The sequence below is a fragment of the Streptomyces verrucosisporus genome (genome assembly GCF_017114865.1).
In the GTDB taxonomy this organism is placed as follows: Bacteria; Actinomycetota; Actinomycetes; order Streptomycetales; family Streptomycetaceae; genus Streptomyces; species Streptomyces fenghuangensis.
This window is the reverse complement of the sequence record NZ_JADEYH010000008.1, coordinates 84,346-106,946: the sequence shown is the minus strand read 5'-3', so window position 1 is coordinate 106,946 and position 22,601 is coordinate 84,346. Positions and strand designations below refer to the sequence as shown.

General features: G+C 72.1%; 22 protein-coding genes, 1 tRNA gene and 1 pseudogene. 9 read left to right on the top strand and 15 right to left on the bottom strand.

The genetic code is table 11. The annotated features are described in order from the left end of the window. The first annotated feature begins 2 nt into the window (after positions 1-2). Positions 3-1,082, top strand: coding sequence for a Gfo/Idh/MocA family oxidoreductase (locus IQ279_RS11885; protein WP_206348373.1), 1,080 nt, complete (start codon positions 3-5; stop codon positions 1,080-1,082). A 27-nt stretch (positions 1,083-1,109) separates the two neighbouring features. Here IQ279_RS11885 and IQ279_RS11880 read toward each other — a convergent pair whose 3' ends face one another. Next, the gene (locus IQ279_RS11880) at positions 1,110-2,447 is read right to left on the bottom strand and encodes a DUF445 domain-containing protein (RefSeq protein ID WP_206348372.1); all 1,338 of its coding nucleotides are present in this window, start codon (positions 2,445-2,447) and stop codon (positions 1,110-1,112) included. Positions 2,448-2,730: 283 nt separating this feature from the next. Here IQ279_RS11880 and IQ279_RS11875 point away from each other — a divergent pair, with 283 nt between their 5' ends. Together IQ279_RS11875 and IQ279_RS11870 are read left to right on the top strand one after the other, a co-directional pair. Continuing rightward, entirely contained in the window at positions 2,731-4,041 is a 1,311-nt protein-coding gene (locus IQ279_RS11875; RefSeq protein ID WP_372445120.1) for an SGNH/GDSL hydrolase family protein, read from the top strand. Positions 4,042-4,388: 347 nt separating this feature from the next. Further along, the gene (locus IQ279_RS11870; RefSeq protein ID WP_206348371.1) at positions 4,389-6,764 is read left to right on the top strand and encodes a transglycosylase domain-containing protein; all 2,376 of its coding nucleotides are present in this window, start codon (positions 4,389-4,391) and stop codon (positions 6,762-6,764) included. Positions 6,765-6,868: 104 nt separating this feature from the next. Here the strand turns inward: IQ279_RS11870 and IQ279_RS11865 are convergent, their stop codons facing one another. Both IQ279_RS11865 and IQ279_RS11860 read right to left on the bottom strand, forming a co-directional pair. Further along, positions 6,869-7,171, bottom strand: a complete 303-nt coding sequence (locus IQ279_RS11865) for a GroES family chaperonin (RefSeq protein WP_093850016.1) — start codon at positions 7,169-7,171, stop codon at positions 6,869-6,871. Between the two features lie 76 nt (positions 7,172-7,247). Next, the gene (locus IQ279_RS11860) at positions 7,248-7,574 is read right to left on the bottom strand and encodes a DUF3618 domain-containing protein (protein ID WP_206348369.1); all 327 of its coding nucleotides are present in this window, start codon (positions 7,572-7,574) and stop codon (positions 7,248-7,250) included. Between the two features lie 207 nt (positions 7,575-7,781). Between IQ279_RS11860 and bcp the strand changes: the two genes are divergently transcribed. The 3 genes from bcp (at position 7,782) to IQ279_RS11840 (ending at position 9,839) form a co-directional block, all read left to right on the top strand. After that, positions 7,782-8,249 (top strand): thioredoxin-dependent thiol peroxidase, encoded by a 468-nt coding sequence (bcp, locus tag IQ279_RS11855; protein ID WP_206348368.1) that lies wholly within the window; start codon positions 7,782-7,784, stop codon positions 8,247-8,249. Between the two features lie 132 nt (positions 8,250-8,381). Further along, entirely contained in the window at positions 8,382-9,029 is a 648-nt protein-coding gene (locus tag IQ279_RS11850) for an HNH endonuclease family protein (protein ID WP_206348367.1), read from the top strand. Between the two features lie 726 nt (positions 9,030-9,755). Beyond that, a tRNA-Leu gene (locus IQ279_RS11840) sits at positions 9,756-9,839 on the top strand. Between the two features lie 80 nt (positions 9,840-9,919). On the opposite strand, the gene rdgB is transcribed toward IQ279_RS11840, so the two are convergent. The 4 genes and pseudogenes from rdgB to IQ279_RS11820 all read right to left on the bottom strand — a co-directional run. Further along, positions 9,920-10,525 (bottom strand): RdgB/HAM1 family non-canonical purine NTP pyrophosphatase, encoded by a 606-nt coding sequence (gene rdgB, locus IQ279_RS11835; protein WP_206348365.1) that lies wholly within the window; start codon positions 10,523-10,525, stop codon positions 9,920-9,922. A gap of 150 nt (positions 10,526-10,675) precedes the next feature. After that, positions 10,676-11,059 (bottom strand): hypothetical protein, encoded by a 384-nt coding sequence (locus IQ279_RS11830; RefSeq protein WP_206348364.1) that lies wholly within the window; start codon positions 11,057-11,059, stop codon positions 10,676-10,678. A 185-nt stretch (positions 11,060-11,244) separates the two neighbouring features. Next, positions 11,245-11,988 carry a ribonuclease PH gene (gene rph, locus IQ279_RS11825; protein WP_206348363.1) on the bottom strand — a complete coding sequence of 248 codons (744 nt, stop codon included), beginning with the start codon at positions 11,986-11,988 and terminating at the stop codon, positions 11,245-11,247. 87 nt (positions 11,989-12,075) lie between these two features. Then, positions 12,076-12,312 (bottom strand): annotated as a pseudogene (locus IQ279_RS11820) (PTS sugar transporter subunit IIB); the annotation flags it as partial. A 464-nt stretch (positions 12,313-12,776) separates the two neighbouring features. On the opposite strand from IQ279_RS11820, the gene IQ279_RS11815 reads away from it, so the two are divergent. Next, positions 12,777-13,979 carry a PTS transporter subunit EIIC gene (locus tag IQ279_RS11815; RefSeq protein WP_206348445.1) on the top strand — a complete coding sequence of 401 codons (1,203 nt, stop codon included), beginning with the start codon at positions 12,777-12,779 and terminating at the stop codon, positions 13,977-13,979. Positions 13,980-14,058: 79 nt separating this feature from the next. On the opposite strand, the gene IQ279_RS11810 is transcribed toward IQ279_RS11815, so the two are convergent. The 8 genes from IQ279_RS11810 to clpS form a co-directional block, all read right to left on the bottom strand. Then, the gene (locus tag IQ279_RS11810) at positions 14,059-14,814 is read right to left on the bottom strand and encodes an MBL fold metallo-hydrolase (RefSeq protein ID WP_206348361.1); all 756 of its coding nucleotides are present in this window, start codon (positions 14,812-14,814) and stop codon (positions 14,059-14,061) included. Positions 14,815-15,080: 266 nt separating this feature from the next. Then, positions 15,081-16,031 (bottom strand): PLP-dependent cysteine synthase family protein, encoded by a 951-nt coding sequence (locus IQ279_RS11805; RefSeq protein WP_206348360.1) that lies wholly within the window; start codon positions 16,029-16,031, stop codon positions 15,081-15,083. Beyond that, positions 16,031-16,309 carry a MoaD/ThiS family protein gene (locus tag IQ279_RS11800; protein ID WP_093654152.1) on the bottom strand — a complete coding sequence of 93 codons (279 nt, stop codon included), beginning with the start codon at positions 16,307-16,309 and terminating at the stop codon, positions 16,031-16,033. Before IQ279_RS11800 ends, IQ279_RS11805 begins: the two co-directional genes overlap by 1 nt. Before the next feature lie 101 nt (positions 16,310-16,410). Further along, on the bottom strand, positions 16,411-16,548 hold the full coding sequence (locus IQ279_RS11795; RefSeq protein ID WP_341829718.1) for a putative leader peptide: 138 nt from the start codon (positions 16,546-16,548) through the stop codon (positions 16,411-16,413). A 91-nt stretch (positions 16,549-16,639) separates the two neighbouring features. Continuing rightward, complete coding sequence (locus tag IQ279_RS11790; RefSeq protein ID WP_206348358.1) at positions 16,640-17,071, bottom strand: M67 family metallopeptidase; 432 nt, start codon at positions 17,069-17,071, stop codon at positions 16,640-16,642. Between the two features lie 102 nt (positions 17,072-17,173). Next, positions 17,174-18,733 carry an alanine/glycine:cation symporter family protein gene (locus IQ279_RS11785; protein WP_206348357.1) on the bottom strand — a complete coding sequence of 520 codons (1,560 nt, stop codon included), beginning with the start codon at positions 18,731-18,733 and terminating at the stop codon, positions 17,174-17,176. 463 nt (positions 18,734-19,196) lie between these two features. Next, positions 19,197-19,802 carry a DUF2017 domain-containing protein gene (locus IQ279_RS11780; RefSeq protein ID WP_206348356.1) on the bottom strand — a complete coding sequence of 202 codons (606 nt, stop codon included), beginning with the start codon at positions 19,800-19,802 and terminating at the stop codon, positions 19,197-19,199. After that, a complete protein-coding gene (clpS, locus tag IQ279_RS11775) occupies positions 19,802-20,104 on the bottom strand; it encodes an ATP-dependent Clp protease adapter ClpS (protein ID WP_206348444.1) in 303 nt (100 codons plus the stop codon). The genes IQ279_RS11780 and clpS overlap by 1 nt, the downstream gene beginning before the upstream one ends. A gap of 221 nt (positions 20,105-20,325) precedes the next feature. Here clpS and IQ279_RS11770 point away from each other — a divergent pair, with 221 nt between their 5' ends. Continuing rightward, positions 20,326-21,660, top strand: coding sequence for a nicotinate phosphoribosyltransferase (locus tag IQ279_RS11770; RefSeq protein ID WP_206348355.1), 1,335 nt, complete (start codon positions 20,326-20,328; stop codon positions 21,658-21,660). Between the two features lie 175 nt (positions 21,661-21,835). After that, complete coding sequence (locus IQ279_RS11765; protein WP_206348354.1) at positions 21,836-22,429, top strand: isochorismatase family protein; 594 nt, start codon at positions 21,836-21,838, stop codon at positions 22,427-22,429. Positions 22,430-22,601 lie beyond the last annotated feature (172 nt).

Below are 22,601 nucleotides of genomic sequence, written 5' to 3'. Positions count from 1 at the left end.
CCATGAACGCCGCCTCCCCGGTCCCCAACCCCCTGCGCGTCGGACTGATCGGTTACGGCCTGGCCGGCTCCGTCTTCCACGCACCGCTGATCGCCGCCACCGACGGCCTCGTGCTGGACACCGTCGTCACCTCGTCCCCCGAGCGGCGGCGGCAGGCCCGTGCCGAGCACGGCGAGGAGCTGCGCACCGCCGCCAGTGCCGGCGAACTGTTCGCACGCGCCGGCGAACTCGACCTCGTCGTCGTAGCCTCCCCCAACCGCACCCACGTCGAGCTGGCCACCCGGGCGCTGGAGGCCGGGCTGGCCGTCGTCGTCGACAAGCCGCTGGCGGCCGGCGCCGCCGAGGCCGAGGCGCTGGCCGGTCTCGCCGAGCGCCGCGGACTGCTGCTGTCGGTGTTCAACAACCGCCGCTGGGACAGCGACTTCCTCACCCTGCGCGGACTGCTGGCCGAGGACGCGCTGGGCGAGGTGTGGCGTTTCGAGTCCCGCTTCGAGCGGTGGCGCCCCAACCTCAAGGGCGGCTGGCGCGAGTCCGGCGACCCCGCCGAGCTCGGCGGCCTGCTGTACGACCTGGGCAGCCATGTGGTGGACCAGGCCCTCAACCTCTTCGGCCCGGCAGTCTCCGTCCACGCCGAGTCCGACGCGCGCCGCGCCGGCTCCGAGGCCGACGACGACACCTTCATCGCCCTCCACCATGCCTCGGGCACCCGCTCCCACCTGTGGGTCAGCTCCACCGCCGCCGCCCTCGGCCCCCGTTTCCGGGTGCTGGGCAGCCGGGCCGCCTACGTCAAGTACGGCCTCGACCCCCAGGAGGACGCCCTGCGCGCCGGCGCCCGCCCCACCCCCGGCGAGCCCTGGGGCGCGGAGGCGGAGTCCGCCTGGGGCACCCTGGGCGCCGCGGACGACGTACGGCCCGTGCCCTCCCGGAACGGCGACTACCCCGCCTACTACGCCGCCGTCGCCGCCGCCCTGCGCGAGGGGGGCGAGCCCCCGGTCACCGCGCGGGAGGCGGCGGAGGCGCTGCGGGTGCTGGAGGCGGCCCGCACCTCGGCGGCCGAGGGCCGCACCGTACGGCTCGGCTGACGGGGCGGCACGGTGGGCGGCTCGGCCTCAGCCGCCCACCGCGTGGGCGACCGTGTGAATCGCCAGACCCGCCAGCGCACCCACCACCGTGCCGTTGATCCGGATGAACTGCAGGTCGCGGCCGATGTGCGCCTCGATCTTGCGGGAGGTGTGCTCGGCGTCCCAGCTCTCGACCGTCTCGGTGATCAGAGAGGTGATCTCGCTCCGGTAGGTGGTGACGACGTACGACGCCGCCCCCTCGATCCAGCCGTCGACCTTGCCCCGCAGCCCGCCGTCCCCCGACAGCTTCGCGCCCAGCGACAGCAGTGAGGCGCGCGCCCGCAGCCTCAGCTGGCTGCGCTCGTCCTCGGCCGCCGCCACCACCATGGACCGCACCGCCGACCAGGCCGAGGAGATCAGCTCCTGCACCTCGTCGCGGTCCAGGATCTCCGACTTCAGCCGCTCCACCCGCGCCCGGGTCTCGTCGTCGGACTGCAGGTCGGCGGCGAAGTCCCGCAGGAAGCGGTCCAGTGCCTCGCGCGCCGGGTGGTCGGACATGTCCCGCATCTCCGAGACGAAGCGCAGCAGCTCCCGGTAGACGCGCTCGCCGACCTTGCGGTCCACGAAGCGCGGCGTCCACCCCGGCGCCCCACCCGCCACCGCGTCCATCACCGAGTCGCTGTGCCACACCAGCCAGTCGTGGGCCCGCGAGACCACCAGGTCCACGACCCGGGTGTGGCCGCCGTCGGCGACGATCCGCGACAGCATCCGGCCCAGGCCCGGAGCGATCTCCTGCGCGTGGGCGCGCCGGGTGATCGCCTCGCCCACCACCGCCTGCACGTCGTTGTCCCGCAGCACGGCCAGCGCCCCGCGCAGCGCGGTGGACAGCTCGGCCGTCACCCGGTCGGCATTGGCCGGCCCGGCCAGCCAGGCGCCCAGCCGGCCGCCGATGCCCACCGAGCGCAGCTTCCGCCGCACCACCTCCTCGGACAGGAAGTTCTCGCCGACGAAGTCGCCCAGGCTGCGCCCCAGTTGGTCCTTCTTGTTCGGGATGATCGCGGTGTGCGGAATCGGCAGCCCCATCGGACGCTTGAACAGCGCGGTCACCGCGAACCAGTCGGCCAGCGCGCCCACCATGCCCGCCTCGGCGGCGGCCGCCACATAGCCGGCCCAGGCTCCCGCCCCCGCCCGCTCCGCCCAGGTGGCCAGCGCGAACACCAGCGCCGCCAGCAGCAGCGCACCGGTCGCGATGGCCTTCATCCGGCGCACCCCGCGCCGCTTCTCCTCGTCGGCCGCCGTGAAGGCCACCGGGTCGAACGCCGCCCCGACCGTGCCGGCCGCCCCGGGGCCCCGGGCGTTCTTCCCGTCCGTCGTCGTACGCTCCATCGTCTCCACCCGTCTGCGCCGTCCCGGCCGCAATTGTCGCAAGCGGCCGCCGCGCCGACGGCACCGAGCGCCGAACGCGCCGTCCGCGTCCCGCACCGCGAACGCGCCGGCCCGCGGGCCCCGGCCGCCTCACGCCCTTTCATCGATCGCGTAACAGGCGGGACCACCCGGCGGGAACACGCCCGCCGCCATGGGATCATGGGGGAACCGCCGATCACTTCGCACACCTGGGCCCGCACCGCCCGAGGGGGACTCTTTCCGTGTACGAGCGAGGCTGCCGCCCGTGAGCAAGAACATGGGATACGCCCTGCTGGCAGGGCTCGCGGCCGTCGTGGTCCTGGTCTCCGGCGCCGTGTTCGTCGGCGCCGGCGTCAGGGGCGCGGCCCCGGACACCGCCGCCCCGCGCGGCGGGGAGAACGCCGCGCCGGCCTCCTCCGGTGCCTGGGTGGGCACCTGGTCCGCCTCCCCCGCCTCCGCCGAGCCGAACGCCCCGGACGGCTACCCGGACGCCTCCCTGCGGAACGTGGTGCACACCTCCGCCGGCGGCAGCGCCGCCCGTGTCCGCTTCTCCAACCTCTTCGGCACCCGCCCGCTGACCATCACCCACGCCACCCTCGCACTGGCCGCCGAGCCCAGCAGCCCCGCCGCCGCTCCCGGCAGCATGCGCAGGCTGACCTTCGGCGACCGGAACGAGGTGACCGTCCCGGTCGGCTCCGCCGTCACCAGCGACGCGGTGCGGCTGAACGTGCCCGCGGCCGCCGATCTGCTCGTCACCCTCTACTCGCCCACCGGCTCCGGCGCCGTCACCCACCACCCCCACGCGCGCCAGACCAGCTACCTGGCCCGCGGCGACCGGGCCGCCGACACCACCGGCGTCCCCTACACCGAGCAGACCACCCACTGGCGGCACGTGACGGCCGTGGACGTGTGGACGAACGAGACCGAGGGCGCCGTCGTCGCCCTCGGCGACTCCATCACCGACGGCATCACCTCCAGCCCCGGCGCCAACCACCGCTGGACCGACTTCCTCGCCGACCGGCTGCGCACCGAACGCGGCGCCCCCCGCTACAGCGTCCTCAACCAGGGCATCAGCGGGAACCGGATCCTCCTCGACGCCTCCCCCACCGACCCCAAGAACGGCCCCAGCGCCCTGAACCGGCTGGAGCGGGACGTGCTCTCCCGCACCGGCGCCGAGGTCCTGGTCGTCCAGCTCGGCATCAACGACCTCATCAAGACGCCCCGGCAGACCGACCCCCGCAGGATCGTGGACGGCCTGGAGCGGATCACCCAGCACGCCCACCGGCGCGGACTGCGTGTGATCGGGGCGACGCTGACGCCGTTCGGCGGGCACCGCAGGCACAACGCGCGCCTGGAGGCCGTGCGGCAGCAGGTCAACGAGCAGATCCGCCGCGGCGGCGTCTTCGACGCGGTCGTCGACTTCGACGCGGCCCTGCGCGACCCGGCCGCCCCTCGGCGGCTCCTGCCCGTCCACGACTCGGGCGACCACCTCCACCCCAGCGACAGCGGCTACCGTGCGATGGCCGGAGCCCTGGACCTGGAACTCCTCAAGGGCTCCTCGCCGGCCAGGCTCTGATCCCGGCACGGTCCCCCGCGCCCCCGGTGTGATTCCCCGCGCCCGCGGCCGGCCCGTGTCCGGTCCGGCGGCCGGCTCGCGGCTGCCGCCCGGCACTCTCCCGGGTGATCCCTTCCGGGTGATGGCGCAGTGCGGGCTCCCGGCCGGCCCCGCGGCGCCGCCGGCCAGTCGCCGACGGGCCGGCCACCGAACGGATCGCACTGCCGTTCGCACCGCCACACCGCACCGCGCAGGGCCAGCGGTGTGAACCTGCCTCGCCCGTCGGCGCGGATGATGCCACAGTGTCCTACGGGGCAATCCACAGGAAACGGTACGAGATTCCCATACCGACAAGGAGCCCTGCGGTCATGAGCGAGGAGCCCGAGGAGCCCAACGGCGACCAGAAACCCCGGCCGAGGCGCACCGGCCCGCGGCGCCTGCCGCCCACCCGGAAGACACTCCTGGCAGCCGCCGCGGTGGCCCTCCTGGCCGGCGCGGGCGCCCTGATCACCGGCTACATGCTCGTGGAGATCCCCGCGCCCAACTCCGCGGCCGCCGCGCAGAACAACGTCTACCTCTACTCCGACGGCACCCAGCTCGCGCGCGACGGCGACATCAACCGCCAGAACGTCGAGCTCGACGCCATCCCCGAGAGCACCCGGCACGCCGTACTGGCAGCCGAGGACCGGGACTTCTACCACCAGCCCGCCGTCGACGTGGTGGCCATGGCCCGCGCCGGCTGGAACATGCTCCAGGGCGAGGGGAAGCAGTCCGGCTCCACCATCACCCAGCAGTACGTGAAGAACTACTACCTCGGCCAGGAACAGACCCTGACCCGCAAGACCAAGGAGTTCTTCATCGCCCTCAAACTCGACCGCGAGTCGAGCAAGGACGAGATCCTCGCCGGCTACCTCAACACCAGCTACTTCGGCCGCCACGCCTACGGTGTCCAGGCCGCTGCCCAGGCCTACTACGGCAAGGACGCCGGCGACCTGACCACCGCCGAGGGCGCCTACCTCGCCGCCCTCCTCAACTCCCCCAACCTCTACGACGTCGCCGCCCACCCCGAGAACAGGGAACGCGCCGTCGCCCGCTGGAAGTACGTCCTCGACGGCATGGTCAAGGAGGGCTGGCTCACCCCCCGCGAGCGCGCGGCCGCGAAATTCCCCCAGCCCGACCCCGCCAAGCCCCCCACCGGCCTGTCCGGCCAGCGCGGCTACATCGTCGAGGCCGTCAAACAGCACCTCGCCGCCCGCGACATCCTCGACGAGGAACGCCTGGCCCAGGGCGGCTTCCGCATCACCACCACCATCGACCGCCGCAAACAGGAAGCCTTCGTCAAGGCCGTCGAACGCCGACTGCTCTCCCAGCTCAGCGAGGAACGCGAGATCGACCGCCACGTCCGCGCCGGCGGCACCTCCATCGACCCCGAAACCGGCGAGGTCGTCGCCATGTACGGCGGCGTCGACTACACCCGGCAGTTCGTCAACAACGCCACCCGCCGCGACTACCAGCCCGGCTCCACCTTCAAGCCCTTCGTCTACGCCGCCGCCCTCGAACACCGCGCGAAGACCCGCGACGGCGACCTCATCGGCCCCGGCACCACCTACGACGGCGACAGCGGCCGCACCGTCGTCGGCCCCGACGGACCCACCACCTGGAAACCCGAGAACGAGGACCAGGTCGACTACGGCGACATCCCCGTCACCACAGCCATGAACAAGTCCGTCAACGCCGTCTTCGCCCAGATGGGCGTCGACGTCGGCCCCGCCAAGGTCAAGGAGACCGCCGCCCGCCTCGGCCTCCCCGACACCACCCCCGGTATGGCCGAGGCCCAGGGCTCCATCTCCCTGGGCACCACCACCCCCAGCACCCTCGACATGGCCCAGGCCTACGCCACCCTCGCCAACCACGGCGAACGCGTCGAGCACACCATCGTCAAGGAGATCCGGCACGGCGGCGAGCGGATCCGCGTCCCCGAACCGGCCACCCTGAGGGCCGTCTCCCGCTCCACCGCCGACGCCACCACCGCCGTCCTGCGCGGCGTCGTCAAGAGCGGCACCGCGACCGCCGCCAAGGCCGCCGGACGCCCCGCCGCCGGCAAGACCGGCACCGCCGAGGAGGACCGGGCCGCCTGGTTCGCCGGCTACACCCCCGACCTCGTCACCATCGTCGCCGTCATGGGCCAGGACCCCGAGACCGGGGCCCACAAATCCCTCTACGGCGCCGCCGGACTCGCCCGCGTCAACGGCGGCGGCATCCCCGCCCAGATCTGGGCCGCCTACACCTCCGAGGCGCTGCGCGGTACCCCGGCCAGGGACTTCGACCTCAAACCCGGCAAGAACCGCGTCCCCAAGGCGTCCCCCAGCCCCTCCGGCAGCGCCGACCCGTCCGGCGAACCCGACTCCCCCGAGGAGGAACCCACCCAGGTGGACGACACCGGGGAGAGCCCGGACGACTCCGCCTCCGGCCGGGACGACGCCGAGAACGACGGAGGCGGCGAGGACGACGGGGGTGGCGGGGACGACGGCGCAAACGGCGAACGCACCCAGGAGAAGACCGGAAAGACCGAGAAGGACCGCGGGAAGAAGACCGGGGACGACGAGAAAAAGCCGGGGAAACCCGCCAAACCCTCCGGCGAGACGGCGGACGGCAAGAACCCCGGCGAAACCGCCTCCCCGGCTCCCGGGGCCAAGGCGTCCCCCGGGAAAACCCCCGAAGCCTCCACCGCCCCCAGGCCCTGATACCGGGCGGCCGGAGCGGCCGGCACGACGGGCCCCGCGGGTGTGTCCGCGGGGCCCGCCCATACGACCGCCGCCCCTGCGGGCGCGGCCCAGCGGATCCGGCTCTACAGGTACAGCCCGGTGGAGTCCTCCGCCCCCTGCAGCCGCTCGGCCGCCACCGCGTGCAGATCACGCTCGCGCATCAGCACGTACGCGACCCCGCGCACCTCCACCTCGGCCCGGTCGGCCGGGTCGAACAGCACGCGGTCGCCGGGCTCCACCGTGCGCACGTTCTGCCCGACGGCGACCACCTCGGCCCAGTTCAGCCTGCGGCCGACCGCCGCCGTCGCGGGGATCACGATGCCACCGGAGGACCGGCGCTCGCCCTCGGGAATGTCGGTACGCACCAGCACCCGGTCGTGCAGCATCCGGATGGGCAGCTTGTCGTGGTGGGGCGTCTTGGAACTCACGGCAGAACCGTATCCCAGCCCGCTTCCGCGCCGCTCAGCGGCGGCGGCGGCGGCGCCGGGACGACACCACCAGCAGCCCCGCCACCCCCACGACCACCAGCGCCACCGGCACGACACGCGCCGCCCGGGGGCGGCCCTCCTCGTCCGTGAACCGGTCCCGCACATCCGACAGCGCGTGGTTCACCGCGACATACGCCCGGCCCGCCGTGCGGTCCACGACCGACGACGCCCGCGCCTTCACACCGTCGGCGATCGTCTTGGGGTGCACCCGCACCGCCAGCTCGTCCAGCGTCTCGGCGAGCTCCTGCCGCCTGCGGACGATCTCCGCCTCGATCTCCGCGGGGGTCCTGGCTTCCGACACCGCACTGCCTCCGTCGTCTCATCCGTCTCATCCGCCCCACCCGGGCCGCTCCGCACCGGGAGCCCGGCTACCGGACAGTCTGGCAGCTCCCCACCTCCGATGCCCCGCGCCACCCCCGTCACACCCCGTGGCTAGGCTTTCGAACCGATAACGGCCCCCGACAGCGGCCCCGGCCACGGGACCGCGAGCCCCGCCCGAGGAGTACCGATGAGCGAGCGACTGCAACCCGGCGACACCGCCCCGGCCTTCACCCTTCCCGACGCCGACGGCAACCCCGTCTCGCTCTCCGACCACGCCGGACGCAAGGTGATCGTCTACTTCTACCCCGCCGCCCTGACCCCCGGCTGCACCAAGCAGGCCTGCGACTTCACCGACAACCTCGACCTCCTCGCCGGCGCGGGCTACGACGTGATCGGCGTCTCCCCCGACAAGCCGGAGAAGCTCGCGAGGTTCCGCGAGAAGGAGGACCTGAGGGTCACCCTCGTCGGCGACCCGGAGAAGAAGGTGCTGGAGGCCTACGGCGCCTTCGGCGAGAAGAAGATGTACGGCAGAACCGTCACCGGCGTCATCCGCTCCACGGTGGTCGTCGACGAGGAGGGGAAGGTCGAGCGGGCGCTGTACAACGTCAGGGCCACCGGCCACGTCGCCAAGATCATCCGGGACCTCTCCCTCTGAGGCCACCGGGCCCCCGTCACCGCCCGGCCCCTCCCCCTGTGTGACCTCCCGGCGCATCGTTCGTTGACCAGTGCGAGTCCGCGACAGAAGACCGAACGACCACGGCGCGGACGGTCCGCAGGGGGAGGAACCATGGCCAGCCCGTACACCCGCGAACGCCTTGCCCATGCTGCGGCGTCCTCGACGACGCTCACCGAAGCACTCGTCAAGCTCGGAGCCGATCCGAGAAGTGGAACGCGACGGTACGTCCACGGGCGCATGAAGTCGATGGGGATCGATATCTCACATTTCCAGCGGGAAGGGGCGCGCTGGACACAGGAGGTTCTGGAGGAAGCCGTCAGGGCATCGACAAGTGTGTACGGCGTCCTGCGCTACCTCGGCCTCGATGTCGTCGGCGGCTACCACACGTACATCAGCCGGAGGATTCGAGACTTCGGCATCGACACCTCCCACTTCGTCTCCCAGTCCGGTTCGCCCAACCGCCGAAGGCGCCGTACGGCACAGGAAGTACTGGTCAAGGCAGACGGGCCCCATGTCAGGCGCGTTCCCAGCAGTCGCCTCAAACGGCACCTGCTGGAGCTCGGCGTCCCGGAGTCCTGTGCGCTGTGCGGAACCCCGCCCTTCTGGCGGGGCCATCCGCTGCCGCTTGAGGTGGATCACGTCAACGGTGACTGGCGGGACAACCGCATCTGCAACCTCCGGCTGGTCTGTCCCAACTGCCACTCCACAACGGACACCTACCGTGGCCGCGGCAAACGCCGGACGGAGACGGTGCGGTGAGTGGCACTCGCTACACGCGGGAAGCACTGGCCGAAGCGGCCGAGAAGTGCTCCGACATCGACGAGGTCATCGCCCACCTCGGTGTCCGGCCCTACCACCAACTCCGGCGCCATCTCCTCCGGCGTCTCGCACATTTCGGCATCGACGTGTCCCACTTCCCTGTGGCACGACGGACGAGGCACCGGGACGAGCCTCCGCCAGCCGACGAACTGCGCCGAGCCGTGGCGGAGTCCACGTCCATCGCCGGTGCCCTGAGACGGCTCGGGCGACCGGACAACACAAGCTCCCGTACCGCATTCCGCCGATGGACCTCACAAGCCGGAGTTGACACCTCTCACTTCCTCGGCCAAGCGCACCAGCGCGGCAGGAAGAGTACGACAGCTGCCAGGCGACCGGAGGAGATCCTGGTGAAGCACAATGGGGAGCGCCGTACGAAGACAGCACTGCTCCGTCGCGCGCTGTGCGAGGCCGACGTACCGGACCGGTGTGCCGAGTGCGGCACGGGCCCCGCGTGGTACGGGCGTCCGATGACGCTTGAGATCGACCACATCAATGGCGACTGGAGTGATGACCGTCCGGGAAACCTCCGTCTCCTCTGCCCGAACTGCCATGCGGTCACGGCCACCTGGTGCCGAGGAGGCCGGAAGCGAAGAGGGCACGCCGCCAGCGGCTGACACATGTCCTTCTGCGCCCGGCACCCTGGACCGATACGATGGCGTACGACCCGCGGCCGTGGCGGAATTGGCCTACGCGCAGCACTTAGGATGCTGTGGGAGAAATCCCTTGAGGGTTCGAGTCCCTCCGGCCGCACAGACCTTTCATTCGAAGGCCCGGCTCGCTGAGCCGGGCCTTCGACGTTGTCGGCGGAATCCGCCCCGCGGGACGAGCCGTCAGCCCAGGAGGTCGCGGACGACCGGGGCGAGGGCGCGGAAGGCCTGGCCGCGGTGGCTGATGGCGTTCTTCTCGTCCGGGCTCAGTTCCGCGCAGGTGCGGGTCTCGCCCTCGGGCTGGAGGATCGGGTCGTAGCCGAAGCCGCCGGCGCCGGCGGGCTCGCGGCGGAGAGTGCCTGCCAGGCGGCCCTCCACGACGCGTTCGGTGCCGTCGGGCAGGGCCAGGGCGGCCGCGCAGGCGAAGTGCGCGGTGCGGTGGGGGTCGTCGATGTCGGAGAGCTGGGCGAGGAGCAGGTCGAGGTTGGCCCGGTCGTCGCCGTGGCGTCCGGCCCAGCGGGCGGAGAAGATGCCGGGGGCTCCGCCGAGGACATCGACGCACAGGCCGGAGTCGTCGGCGACAGCGGGCACCGCGGTGGCCCTGGCCAGGGTGCGGGCCTTGAGAAGTGCGTTCTCGGCGAAGGTGAGGCCGGTCTCCTTGACGTCCGGGACCTCGGGGTAGGCGTCGGCGCCGACCAGGGTGAGGTCCAGTCCGGCCGCGGAGAGGATGGCCTCCAGCTCTCGGACCTTGTGGGCGTTGCGGGTGGCGAGGATCAGGCGCTGGCTCATGGGGACCGATTATCCCGTCGCGGCGGCCGGAACCGCCGGGCGGGCCGGGGATCGTGGCCGGGGCCCGGAACTCGGGGCCCGGGTTCCGCCGGCTCGCAGCCCGGCGGCCCGAGGCCTGCCTGCCGTTCGGGGTCCGTCGGCCGGGGTCCGTCAGCCGGGGCTGCAGACCTGGGTCAGTTCGTCGGCGGCGTCGACGACGGGGCCGGCGTCGGGGGCCTTGCCCTGCTCGACGGACTCGCGGACGTTGTCGGCGGCCTTCTGCATGTCCTCGGCGACCCGGGTGATGTCGGCGTTGTCCGTGTTCTCGATGATCTTGTCGAGGTTCTCGTTGATGCGGTTCAGGGACCGGTCCACCTCGGCCGGGTTCTCGACGCCGTCGGCGACGGCCTGCTGGAGGGCGTTGGCGCTGTCCACGACGACGACGGCGGTGTTGGCGCAGTCCAGTGCGTTCTGGACGGCGCCGCAGCCGGTCAGGGGGAGGGCGAGGGCGAGGACAACGGGGGCGAGGGCGGCGAGGGTGGTCCGTCTGCGCATGCGGCGTGGTCTCCTGTGTCTGGACGGGCCGTACGGCTCGACCCGTACGGCCCGTGCCCTGTAGGACGCGTAAAGCGCTCGCAAAGTTCCGCGTCCCGTCCGCCTTTTCATGGGGCGTCACCGGGGCCCGGAGGGGCCGGACGGTCCGGGGCGGCCGCGGCGGAGGCCGGGGGCCGGGCCGGGGGTCAGGCCGGGGGCAGCGCCCCGGTGTCCAGTGCGTGCCGCTGGGCGCCGTCGAGTTGGGCGCAGCCGGCGACGGCGAGGTCGAGGAGGGCGTCGAGTTCGGTGCGGGCGAAGGGGGCTCCCTCGGCGGTGCCCTGGACTTCGACGAAGCGGCCGTCGCCGGTGCAGACGACGTTCATGTCGGTCTCGGCTCGGACGTCCTCCTCGTAGCAGAGGTCGAGCAGGGGGGTGCCGTCGACGATGCCGACGCTGACGGCGGAGACGGTGCCGGTCAGCGGCTGGGCCTTGGCGCGGACGAGTTTGTTGTCGCGGGCCCAGGCGAGGGCGTCGGCGAGGGCGACGTAGGCGCCGGTGATGGCGGCGGTGCGGGTGCCGCCGTCGGCCTGGAGGACGTCGCAGTCGAGGACGACGGTGTTCTCGCCGAGGGCCTTGAGGTCGACGACGGCGCGCAGTGAGCGGCCGATGAGGCGGGAGATCTCGTGGGTGCGTCCGCCGATCCTGCCGCGGACGGATTCGCGGTCGCCGCGGGTGTTGGTGGAGCGGGGGAGCATGGCGTACTCGGCGGTGATCCAGCCCTCGCCGCTTCCCTTGCGCCAGCGTGGCACGCCTTCGGTGATGCTGGCGGTGCAGAGGACGCGGGTGTCGCCGAAGGAGATGAGGACGGAGCCTTCGGCGTGCTTGCTCCAGCCGCGTTCGATGGTGACGGGGCGGAGTTGTTCGGCTGTGCGGCCGTCGATGCGTGACATGGGTGCGAGCCTAGTGCCCCGGGTGGGGTGGCCGTTCGGGTGAACGGCCTGGTGGCCGGGTGGGGGCGGGCCGCGGGGGCGGGGTGGTCACATCATGTCCTCGATCTCGGCGGCGATGGGGTCGGCGTCGGTGCCGATGACGACCTGGATGGCGGATCCCATCTTCACGACGCCGTGTGCGCCGGCGGCTTTGAGTGCGGCCTCGTCGATGAGGCCCGGGTCCTCGACCTCGGTGCGCAGGCGGGTGATGCAGCCCTCGATCTCGACGATGTTGTCGATGCCGCCGAGTCCGGCGACGATGTTCTCCGCTTTGCCGGGCATGTTCTCCGCCTTCCCGCCGGCTGCCGCCGGCCGTCTCGGCCCGTCCTGTGTCCGGTGCCCCCTGTGGACCGGATTGGCACATTAACCCACGTTATGCACACCTGCGCGAGGGCGCCTCGTCGGCTCTTTACCGCTTTCCGGTCCCGCGGGGAAGGGAGTGGGCGCCCGGGAGGTCCGGGTACTGCATTGCGGCACTGTCCCCTGTTCCGTCGGCCGTCTTGCCCGCCTGGATGCTTTCGGAGCCTTTGTTCGTGTTACAAGGTGACTTAAGCGCTCTGTTACCCATGTGATGTTTGCGATGCGGATGTGCGGCGCGGACCGCACGGCCCCACGGGAGGAAGCCGATGACCACGGCCACTGCCAGGACATCCGACGACGGAGGCGACGGGAGCGGCGGAGGCAGCGGAGGCAGCGGGGGCGGCGGCAAGGGGGGCGGCGGGAGCGAAAGGAGGCGCGGCGCGGGCGCGATGGCGGTGGCCCAGCGCATCGGCCGCAGTCTGATGCTGCCGATCGCCGTGCTGCCCGCGGCGGCTCTGATGGTCCGGCTGGGGTACGAGGACATGCTGGGCCGGGAGGGCTTCCCGGGCTTCGTCAACCGGATCGCCGAGTTCCTGGCGGCGGGCGGCGGGGCGCTGCTGGACAATCTGCCGCTGCTGTTCGCCGTGGGTATCGCGGTCGGCTTCGCCAAGAGGGCGGACGGTTCCACGGGGCTGGCGGCTGTGGTGGGCTATCTGGTCTTCCAGCAGGTGATGGCCACCTTCGTCGACCCCAATCTGCCTCCCGAGGAGGGCGTCGCCCGGCCCGCGGACGCCGGTGTGCTGGGCGGTGTGGTGATGGGGCTGGTCACCGCGGTGCTCTACCAGCGCTACCACCGCAGGAAGCTGCCGGACTGGCTCGGTTTCTTCGGCGGCCGCCGGCTGGTGCCGATCCTGGCGTCGTTCGCGGGTCTGTTCCTGGGTGTCGTCTTCGGCTACGCCTGGCCGGTGCTGGGGGCCGCCATCCACGGTTTCGGCGAGTGGCTGGTGGGGTCGGGAGCGCTGGGGGCGGGGGTGTTCGGGGTGGCCAACCGGGCGCTGATCCCGGTGGGTATGCATCATCTGCTGAACTCGTTCCCGTGGTTCCAGGCGGGTTCCTACGAGGACGGCGGGGTGCGGTACGAGGGGGACATCGCGCGCTTCCTGCACGGGGATCCGACTGCGGGTCAGTTCATGACCGGCTTCTTCCCCATCATGATGTTCGCCCTTCCGGCGGCCTGTCTGGCGATGTACCACTGCGCGCGGCCCGAGCGCCGCAAGGTGGTGGGCGGGATGATGTTCTCCATCGCGCTGACCGCCTTCGTCACCGGGGTGACCGAGCCGATCGAGTTCACGTTCATCTTCGTGGCGCCGTTGCTGTACGCGGTTCACGCGGTGCTGACGGGGGTGTCGATGGCGCTGAGCTGGGCGCTGGGGGCGCGGGACGGCTTCGGTTTCTCCGCCGGGGCGATCGACTTCCTGCTGAATCTGGGGATCGCGTCCAAGCCGTGGTTGCTGGTGGTGCTGGGTCTGTGTTTCGCGGTGGTGTACTACGCGGTCTTCCGGTTCGCGATCACGCGGTTCGACCTGCCGACGCCGGGCCGGGAGTCGGACGAGGAGATCGCCGAGCAGGAGAAGGCGCAGTACCGGGCGTAGTGGCGGGCGCGGTCCGGTTCCGGGCCGGTAAGGCCCGCGCCGGCCGGGCCCGTGAGCCGCGGGCCCGGCCGGCGGCCGGTCAGATCTCGTAGACGGCGCCGGGGCGGGCCATCTCCACGGGGCCGGAGAAGGCGGCCTGTGCGTCGCGCAGGTTGTGCCGGGGGTCCGTCCACGGCGGGATGTGGGTGAGGACCAGGCGCCGGGCGTCCGCCCGCTGTGCGCACTCCCCGGCCTGCCGCCCGTTGAGGTGGAGTTCGGGGATGTCCTCCTTGCCGTCGGTGAAGGAGGCCTCGCACAGGAAGAGGTCGGCGCCTCGGGCAAGGCCGCACAGGGCGTCGCAGGGGCCGGTGTCGCCGGAGTAGACGAGGGTCCTGCCCTCGTGCTCGACACGGAAGCCGTAGGTCTCCACCGGGTGCCGCACCCGGTTGGCGGTGACGGTCAGCGGTCCGAGCCGGAAGGTGCTCCGGGGGGCGAGGTCGCGGAAGTCGAAGACCTCGCTCATCGACTTCTCGGACGGGGTGTCGGCGTAGGCGGTGGTCAGCCGCTGCTCGGTGCCCGCGGGGCCGTACACCGGGATGGCCTCGCAGCGCCCTCCCTCGTGCCTGTAGTACCGGGCCACGAAGTACGCGCACATGTCGATGCAGTGGTCCGCGTGGAGGTGGCTGAGGACGATGGCGTCGAGGTCGTAGAGGCCGCAGTGGCGTTGCAGCTCGCCCAGGGCGCCGTTGCCCATGTCGAGCAGGAGCCGGTAGCCGTCGGCCTCTACGAGGTAGCTGGAGCAGGCCGATTCCGCGGACGGGAACGATCCCGAGCAGCCGACGACGGTGAGCTTCATAGGGGAAGGAACCTCCGTGGCCCGGGAAGAGGGGTTACCTGAGCGTAAGGCGCACGGGGGCCGGTGGGTCCTTCGCAGTGCCCCGTTGTGGGCGGAATCACCAGGGCGGGGGTGGTGCGGGGGCGGCGCGGGGGCGGGCAGCGCGGTGTGGGGGCCTCGGGCGGCGCGCGGTCCCGGCGGCGGGCGCCCCCGCACCGCCGTTCCCGGCTGCCGAAGGGGCGCGGGGACGCGGCGGGCGGGTGTCGCGCTGGACGTGCGGGGCGGGCTCAGGCCCAGAGCTGTCCCTGGAGGGCCTCGACCGCGGCCTCGGTGGTGGGCGCGGTGTAGATGCCGGTGGACAGGTACTTCCAGCCGCCGTCGGCGACGACGAAGACGATGTCGGCGCTCTGTCCCGCGCGCAGGGCCTTGCGGCCGACTCCGATGGCTGCGTGGAGGGCGGCGCCGGTGGAGACTCCGGCGAAGATGCCTTCCTGCGCGAGGAGTTCGCGGGTGCGGGTGACGGCGTCCTCGGAGCCGACCGAGTAGCGGGTGGTGAGGACGGTCTCGTCGTACAGCTCGGGGACGAAGCCCTCGTCGAGGTTGCGCAGGCCGTAGACGAGGTCGTCGTAGCGCGGTTCGGCGGCGACGATCTGGATGCCAGGGGCCTTCTCTCGCAGGTAGCGGCCGGCGCCCATCAGGGTGCCGGTGGTGCCCAGGCCCGCGACGAAGTGGGTGATCGAGGGCAGGTCGGCGTAGATCTCGGGGCCGGTGCCGGCGTAGTGGGCGCCGGCGTTGTCGGGGTTGCCGTACTGGTAGAGCATGACCCAGTCGGGGTGCTCGGCGGCGATCTCCTTGGCGACGCGCACCGCGGTGTTGGAGCCGCCGGCGGCCGGGGAGGAGATGATCTCGGCGCCCCACATGGCCAGCAGCTGGCGGCGCTCGGCGCTGGTGTTCTCGGGCATGACGCAGACCATGCGGTAGCCCTTGAGTTTGGCCGCCATGGCCAGCGAGATGCCGGTGTTGCCGGAGGTGGGTTCGAGGATGGTGCGGCCGGGGGTGAGCCGGCCGTCCTTCTCGGCCTGCTCGATCATGTAGAGGGCCGGGCGGTCCTTGATCGAGCCGGTGGGGTTGCGGTCCTCCAGCTTGGCCCAGATGCGGACGTCCTCGGACGGCGAGAGCCGCGGCAGGCGCACCAGAGGGGTGTTGCCCACCGCGGCGATCGGCGAGTCGTAGCGCATCAGCGCATGCCCCCGGCCACGGCGGGGAGGATCGTCACGTTGTCGCCGTCGCTCAGCTTGGTGGAGATACCGTCCAGGAAGCGGACGTCCTCGTCGTTGAGGTAGACGTTGACGAAGCGGCGCAGCTCGCCGCCCTCGACCAGCCGCTCCCGGATGCCGCTGTGGCGGGTCTCCAGGTCCTCGATGAGCTCGGCGAGGGTGCCGCCGTCGCCCTCGACGGCCTTCTGCCCGTCGGTGTAGGTGCGGAGGATGGTCGGGATGCGGACCTCGATGGCCATGGGTGTACTCCTGTGGGAGAGGGCGGGAAGCTTGTGGGCCTTGGCTCGTGCGCGTGGGCGGGGCGCGGCCGGGCGGGCCGCGCGGGGAGTGGCCGTCCGGGTCAGGCGCGGTCGGCTGCGCGGCGCCGGGGGGACCCCAGGGCGCTGGCGAGGCGGCACAGGTCGACGTGCAGGCGCGCCACGAGCAGCGCGCCCGGGGACTTACCCGGGTGGGTATCGCTCACGTCGTGGTTAACCATGGGCTCATCGTAACGATTCCCGCCTCCGGAACCGGATACCTGTTCCATGATGCGGACCCTGCCGTCTCACCTGTCGTCAGGGGTCCGGGGGTCAGTCCTCGTAGGCGGGGACGATCCTGACCTCCTCCTCGGTGATCTCGCCGTCGACGATGCGGAAGGAGCGGAAGGAGAAGGGCCCTTCGTCGTTGCCGCACTCCGCGGTGGAGACCAGCACGTAGTGGGCGCCGGGCTCGCCGGCGTAGGCGACGTCGGTGCGCGAGGGGTACGCCTCGGTGGCGGTGTGGGAGTGGTAGACGACCACCGGCTCCTCGTCGCGGTCGTCCATCTCGCGGTAGAGCTTCAGCAGGTCCGCGGAGTCGAACTCGTAGAACGTGGGCGAGCGGGCGGCGTTCAGCATGGGGACGAAGCGCTCGGGGCGTCCGCTGCCGGCCGGGCCCGCGATGATGCCGCACGCCTCGTCGGGGTGGTCCTGGCGGGCGTGGGCCACGATCCTGTCGTGCAGCTCCTGGGTGATGGTCAGCATGGGCGACAGCATAGGCAGGGCGCGCGGGCGGGGCCCCGCCCGTACCGGTGTGCGGTACGGGCGGGGCCCCGCGGTGCTCCGCCGTCCCCGAGGGGGCGGGTGTCACTTGGCGAGCGTGGTGGCCTCACCGGGGCCGACGGCCTCGGAGGCCTCGATCTGCTCGTCGCTCTCACCGGCGTCGCGCCGGCGGATGTAGTCCACGACGCGGTTGAGTTCCCGCCTGACGACGGGCGCCAGCAGGTAGAGGCCGATGATGTTGAACACCGCGGCGAGGAAGAGGAAGGAGTCGGCCAGGGAGACCAGGGAGGACAGCGACATCAGCGCACCGGTGATGACGATGAGGCTGAAGAGCACCTTGTAGACGTTCTCGCTGGTCCTGGTGCGGCCGAAGAGGTAGGTCCACGCCTTCATGCCGTAGTAGCTCCAGGTGATGATCGTGGAGAAGGCGAAGAGCAGGACCGCGACGGCCAGGATGTAGGGGAACCAGGAGATCGCGCTCTCGAAGGCGTCCGAGGTGAGTGAGACGCCGGAGGCGATCGGCTCGCCGTTGGCGCTGGCCTCGCGGGCCGCCTCCCAGCTCGGGGTGCGGGCGATGACGATGGTCAGCGCGGTCATGGTGCAGACGACGACGGTGTCGATGAACGGCTCGATCATCGCGACCAGGCCCTCGGTGGCGGGGCGCTTGGTCTTCACCGCGGAGTGGGCGATGGGGGCCGAGCCGATGCCCGCCTCGTTGGAGAAGGCGGCGCGCTGGAAGCCGACGATCAGGGCGCCGATGAGGCCGCCGGCCACGCCCTCGGGGGCGAAGGCACCCACGATGATGTCGGAGACGGCCTCGGGCACGGCGCTGACGTTGGTCAGGATGACGAAGAGGCAGGCGATGACGTAGACGATCGCCATCGCGGGGACCAGCCGGCTGGTGACGGCCCCGATGGAGCGCATGCCGCCGATGAGGACCAGGGCGACCAGGGCGGCGATCAGGATGCCGAAGAAGAGGGCGCCGCCGGAGCTGCTGAAGAGGCTGTCCTCGCCGCCGGTGACGGACTGGAGCTGCTCCAGGCTCTGGTTGACCTGGAAGAGGTTGCCGCCGAAGAAGGTGAAGAACAGCAGGGCGACGGCGGAGCCGATGGCGAGTACCTTGCCCAGACCGCCCAGACCGCGCTCGGCCATGCCCTTGCGCAGGTAGTGCATCGGGCCGCCGGAGACGGTGCCGTCGGCGTGGACCTCGCGGTACTTCACTCCGAGGGTGCACTCGACGAACTTGGTCGCCATGCCCAGCAGACCGCAGACGATCATCCAGAAGGTGGCGCCGGGGCCGCCGATGGTGACCGCGATGGCCACACCGGCGATGTTGCCGAGGCCGACGGTGCCGGAGACGGCGGAGGTGAGGGCCTGGAAGTGGTTCACCTCACCGGGGGCGTCCTTCTGGTCGTACTTGCCGCGGACCAGCTTGAGGGCCTTGGGCAGGTGGCGGACCTGGGCGAAGCCGAAGTATCCGGTGAACACCAGTCCCGCGACCACCAGCCAGCCGACGATCCAGGGGAACTCGGTATCCCCGACCGGGATGGTGTAGAAGACGATCTCGCTGATTTTCGACGCGATCGGATCGACGAATTCGGTGATGGATTCGTCGAGCCTTGTCGTCCAGGTTTCGTTTGCCATGGATTCCCTCTGGCTGTAGCGGCTGCGGGGACGTGTGGGGGCGGGTGCGACTGTGGTTGCCGGTGTTACGGCGAACGGACCAACCTCGGCGTCCGGTCTCGAGCGCGGCTTCCTCCGAAGTCCTCCGGGTTGTAGGACCCGAATAAAAATCGGTTGGGAGTTCCTATCACGCTGCGCTACCGCACCGGTGTGACCTGGATCACATGCTCATATTACGGTCGGATCACACAAGGGAATTCGGGGATGAAACGGGCAGCCGCCCCGCTCGAGGAGTCACCACATCCGATTAACGGAGAGTTTTGATCACCCTGTGCGACACGGCGGGCTCGCAGCGACTTTTTAATGTATGGCACAAATAATTGCCGGAAATCGTCGGCCCGCCGGAAGTCGTCGCTCCGGTCACCCGCCACCGGGCCTCGCCACGCCCGCGCCCCGCGGGCACGCCGGGGCCCGGGCCGGCCCGTCAGGGGGCCAGGGTCTCCACCAGCGACTCCTGGAGCGCCCCCAGCCACAGGTACGCCATCACCATCGGCTTGCGCGGGTCGCCGTCCGGCAGCGCGTACAGCTCGTCTCCGTCCTCGTCGTCCGTGATCTCCAGACGCGCGCCGATGGCCAGCCGCAGGTCGTTGAGCGCACCGAGCCACTGGCGCGACTGCTCGGGGGCGAGGGTGAGCACCGCTCCCCCCTCGCCGGCGGGGGCGAGGGAGTCCAGGCCGCGCACGACGGCGAGACCGTCCTCGCGCTTGCGGGCGCGCAGGTCGTTCTCGGTGTAGCGCCGGAACTCCGCGGCGGCCTCGCGCGTCCTGTCGTCCCCTTCGGCGCCGGGGCCGCCGTAGGCGTCGGGGAAGAGCCTGGCCAGTGCCGGGTCGGAGGGCGGCTCGGTGGGGCCGTCGGCCATCAGCGCGGCGAGCGGGTCCTGCTCGCCGCCGGTCTCGTCCGCGCCCGGGCCGGGGCCGATGAGCTCCAGGAGCTGGACGGCGAGGCTGCGCAGGATGGAGATCTCCACCTCGTCGAGCGCGACGGTGGCGCCTCCGGGCACACCGGCCGCGGGCTGGAAGAGCCCGGCCATCAGCGGTCCTGCTGGAGGGTCGCCCACAGGCCGTATCCGTGCATGGCCTGTACGTCGCGCTCCATCTCCTCGCGGGTGCCGCTGGAGACGACCGCGCGGCCCTTGTGGTGGACGTCCATCATCAGCTTCCTGGCCTTCTCCTTCGGATACCCGAAGTAGCTCTGGAACACGTAGGTCACGTAACTCATCAGATTCACCGGGTCGTTGTGGACGACCGTCACCCACGGGACGTCCGGCTCGGACACCGCCTCGGGGGCCTCGCCCGAGGCGGGACGGGTGATCTCGGCGGGGGCGACCGACAACCACGCCACATGGGCGCCGCGCGGGCCGGGTACGCGGTCCGCGGCGGGCGGCCGCACGGACGCGGCGGCAGACGGTGTCGTCCGGTGTGTGTCGTCGCTCACGGTTCCCATGCTGCCACTGCGACCGGGCGGCGGTGCAAACGGGGTTCCCGCGGCCGGGGAACACCCCTCCGAGGACCGGATATCGTCAAAGTGACGAGATTGGGGGTAGCATCCGCTCCATGAACACCGCAGACCTGGGCCTGCCGGTCGCCGTGCCGTCCACCGCCCTCTTCACCGACCACTACGAACTCACCATGGTCCAGGCGGCGCTGCGCGGCGGGACCGCCGGCCGGCGCTCCGTCTTCGAGGTCTTCACCCGCCGCCTGCCCGAGGGCCGCCGCTACGGTGTGGTGGCGGGCACCGGAAGGGTCCTGGACGCGGTGGCCAACTTCCGGTTCGAGCCGGAGATCCTGGAGTTCCTGCGCGAGCGGGACGTGGTGGACGAGCCCACCCTGGAATGGCTGGCCGACTACCGCTTCCGCGGCGACATCAGCGGCTACCCGGAGGGCGAGGTCTACTTCCCCGGCTCGCCGGTCATGCGGGTGGAGGGCACCTTCGCCGAGTGCGTGCTGCTGGAGACGGTGATCCTGTCGATCCTCAACCACGACTCGGCCGTCGCCGCCGCCGCGTCCCGGATGGCCGTCGCGGCCCGGGGGCGCCCGCTGATCGAGATGGGCGCGCGCCGCACCCACGAACTGTCGGCCGTGGCCGCGGCCCGGGCCGCGTACGTCGGCGGCTTCTCCACCACCTCCGACCTGGCCGCCGGCTTCCGCTACGGCATCCCCACCGCCGGCACCAGCGCCCACGCCTTCACCCTGCTGCACGACACCGAACGGGACGCCTTCACCGCCCAGGTGGAGTCCATGGGCAGCGGCACCACGCTCCTGGTGGACACCTACGACGTGGCCGAGGCCGTCCGCACCGCCGTAGAGGTGGCGGGCCCCGGGCTGGGCGCGGTGCGCATCGACTCCGGCGACCTGCTGCTGCTCGCCCACCGGGTGCGGCAGCAGCTCGACGAACTCGGGGCGCGGGACACCAGGATCGTCGTGACCAGCGACCTGGACGAGTACGCCATCGCCTCGCTGGCCGCCGCCCCGGTGGACGCCTACGGGGTGGGCACCCAGCTGGTCACCGGCAGCGGGCACCCCACGGCCTCGATGGTCTACAAGCTGGTGGCCCGCGCCGACTCCGGCGGCCCAGGCGCGCCGCTGCGCCCGGTGGCGAAGAAGTCCATGGGCGGGAAGCTGTCGGTCGGGGGCGTGAAGTGGGCCGCCCGGCGCCCGGACGCGGACGGCGTGGCCGAGGCCGAGGTCGTCGGCACCGGTGAGGTGCCCGCGCACCTGGCGGACCACCTGCTGACGGTGGACCTGGTCCGCGGCGGCGAGATCGTGGCGCGCGAGCGGCTGGAGGCGGCCCGCGAGCGGCACCTGCGGGCCCTCGACGGGCTGCCGCTGTCGGCGACGCAGCTCTCGCGCGGCGAGCCGGTCCTGCCCACCGAGTACACCGGGGGGTGAGGCGCGGCGCCCACGCACTCCCGCGGCGGACGCCGAGTGTCTAAGGTCGGACACGTCCCCTGCCCCCGTCCAACGCCCCCGTCCCCCGCGGACCGCGCCGGCCGCGATCCGCGACCCGTCACAGCAGCGGCCGGTCCCAGCCGGCCACAGCCACTCCAGCCGAAAGGTGTGCACCATGCACCGGGCCCTGATCGTCGTAGACGTCCAGAACGACTTCTGTGAGGGCGGCAGCCTCGCGGTGGCGGGGGGTGCCGACGTGGCCGCGGCCATCACCGACCTCGTCGGGCAGAGCACCGCCGGATACCGCCACGTGGTGGCCACCCGCGACCACCACGTCTCCCCCGGCGACCACTTCTCCGACCACCCCGACTTCCGCCACTCCTGGCCCGCGCACTGCGTGGCCGGGACCGAGGGCGTGGGCTTCCACCCGAACTTCGCCCCGGCCGTCGCCTCCGGCTCGATCGACGCGGTCTTCGACAAGGGCGCGTACGCCGCCGCCTACAGCGGCTTCGAGGGGCAGGACGAGAACGGCACCCCGCTCGCCGACTGGCTGCGCTCCCGTGATGTGACGGAGGTGGACGTGGTGGGCATCGCCACCGACCACTGCGTGCGCGCGACCGCGCTGGACGCGGCCCGCGAGGGCTTCCGCACCCGGGTGCTGCTCGGTATGACGGCCGGGGTGGCGGCGCCGACCACCGAGCTGGCGCTGGAGGAGATGCGCGGAGCGGGTGTGGAGCTGTCGGGCGAGCCCGTGGTCCGCGCCGCCTGAGCCCGGCGTCACGGCGTCACGGCGGGGGCCGGGGGCGTTCCGGCGAGGGCCGGAGGCCTCCGCCCCTGCGGGCGCCCGCGGCGCTCCCGCCCTGGAAGGGCCCGCCTCGGCACCGCGCCGGGGCGTGGTCGGCCCGGCGGCACGGCGTTCCGGCCGAAGGGTTCCGCCTGCC

Bases quoted from the DNA above. Each gene is read 5' to 3' on its own strand.
- IQ279_RS11770 (WP_206348355.1), top strand. From the start codon at position 20,326: ATGAACACCGCAGACCTGGGCCTGCCGGTCGCCGTGCCGTCCACCGCC.
- bcp (WP_206348368.1), top strand. From the start codon at position 7,782: ATGAGCGAGCGACTGCAACCCGGCGACACCGCCCCGGCCTTCACCCTT.
- IQ279_RS11870 (WP_206348371.1), top strand. From the start codon at position 4,389: ATGAGCGAGGAGCCCGAGGAGCCCAACGGCGACCAGAAACCCCGGCCG.
- IQ279_RS11795 (WP_341829718.1), bottom strand. From the start codon at position 16,548: ATGGTTAACCACGACGTGAGCGATACCCACCCGGGTAAGTCCCCGGGC.
- IQ279_RS11800 (WP_093654152.1), bottom strand. From the start codon at position 16,309: ATGGCCATCGAGGTCCGCATCCCGACCATCCTCCGCACCTACACCGAC.
- IQ279_RS11815 (WP_206348445.1), top strand. From the start codon at position 12,777: ATGGCGGTGGCCCAGCGCATCGGCCGCAGTCTGATGCTGCCGATCGCC.
- IQ279_RS11865 (WP_093850016.1), bottom strand. From the start codon at position 7,171: ATGCTGCACGACCGGGTGCTGGTGCGTACCGACATTCCCGAGGGCGAG.
- rph (WP_206348363.1), bottom strand. From the start codon at position 11,988: ATGTCACGCATCGACGGCCGCACAGCCGAACAACTCCGCCCCGTCACC.
- IQ279_RS11785 (WP_206348357.1), bottom strand. From the start codon at position 18,733: ATGGCAAACGAAACCTGGACGACAAGGCTCGACGAATCCATCACCGAA.
- IQ279_RS11765 (WP_206348354.1), top strand. From the start codon at position 21,836: ATGCACCGGGCCCTGATCGTCGTAGACGTCCAGAACGACTTCTGTGAG.
- IQ279_RS11810 (WP_206348361.1), bottom strand. From the start codon at position 14,814: ATGAAGCTCACCGTCGTCGGCTGCTCGGGATCGTTCCCGTCCGCGGAA.
- rdgB (WP_206348365.1), bottom strand. From the start codon at position 10,525: ATGAGCCAGCGCCTGATCCTCGCCACCCGCAACGCCCACAAGGTCCGA.
- IQ279_RS11885 (WP_206348373.1), top strand. From the start codon at position 3: ATGAACGCCGCCTCCCCGGTCCCCAACCCCCTGCGCGTCGGACTGATC.
- IQ279_RS11805 (WP_206348360.1), bottom strand. From the start codon at position 16,031: ATGCGCTACGACTCGCCGATCGCCGCGGTGGGCAACACCCCTCTGGTG.
- IQ279_RS11790 (WP_206348358.1), bottom strand. From the start codon at position 17,071: ATGCTGACCATCACCCAGGAGCTGCACGACAGGATCGTGGCCCACGCC.
- IQ279_RS11830 (WP_206348364.1), bottom strand. From the start codon at position 11,059: ATGCGCAGACGGACCACCCTCGCCGCCCTCGCCCCCGTTGTCCTCGCC.
- IQ279_RS11850 (WP_206348367.1), top strand. From the start codon at position 8,382: ATGGCCAGCCCGTACACCCGCGAACGCCTTGCCCATGCTGCGGCGTCC.
- IQ279_RS11880 (WP_206348372.1), bottom strand. From the start codon at position 2,447: ATGGAGCGTACGACGACGGACGGGAAGAACGCCCGGGGCCCCGGGGCG.
- IQ279_RS11780 (WP_206348356.1), bottom strand. From the start codon at position 19,802: ATGGCCGGGCTCTTCCAGCCCGCGGCCGGTGTGCCCGGAGGCGCCACC.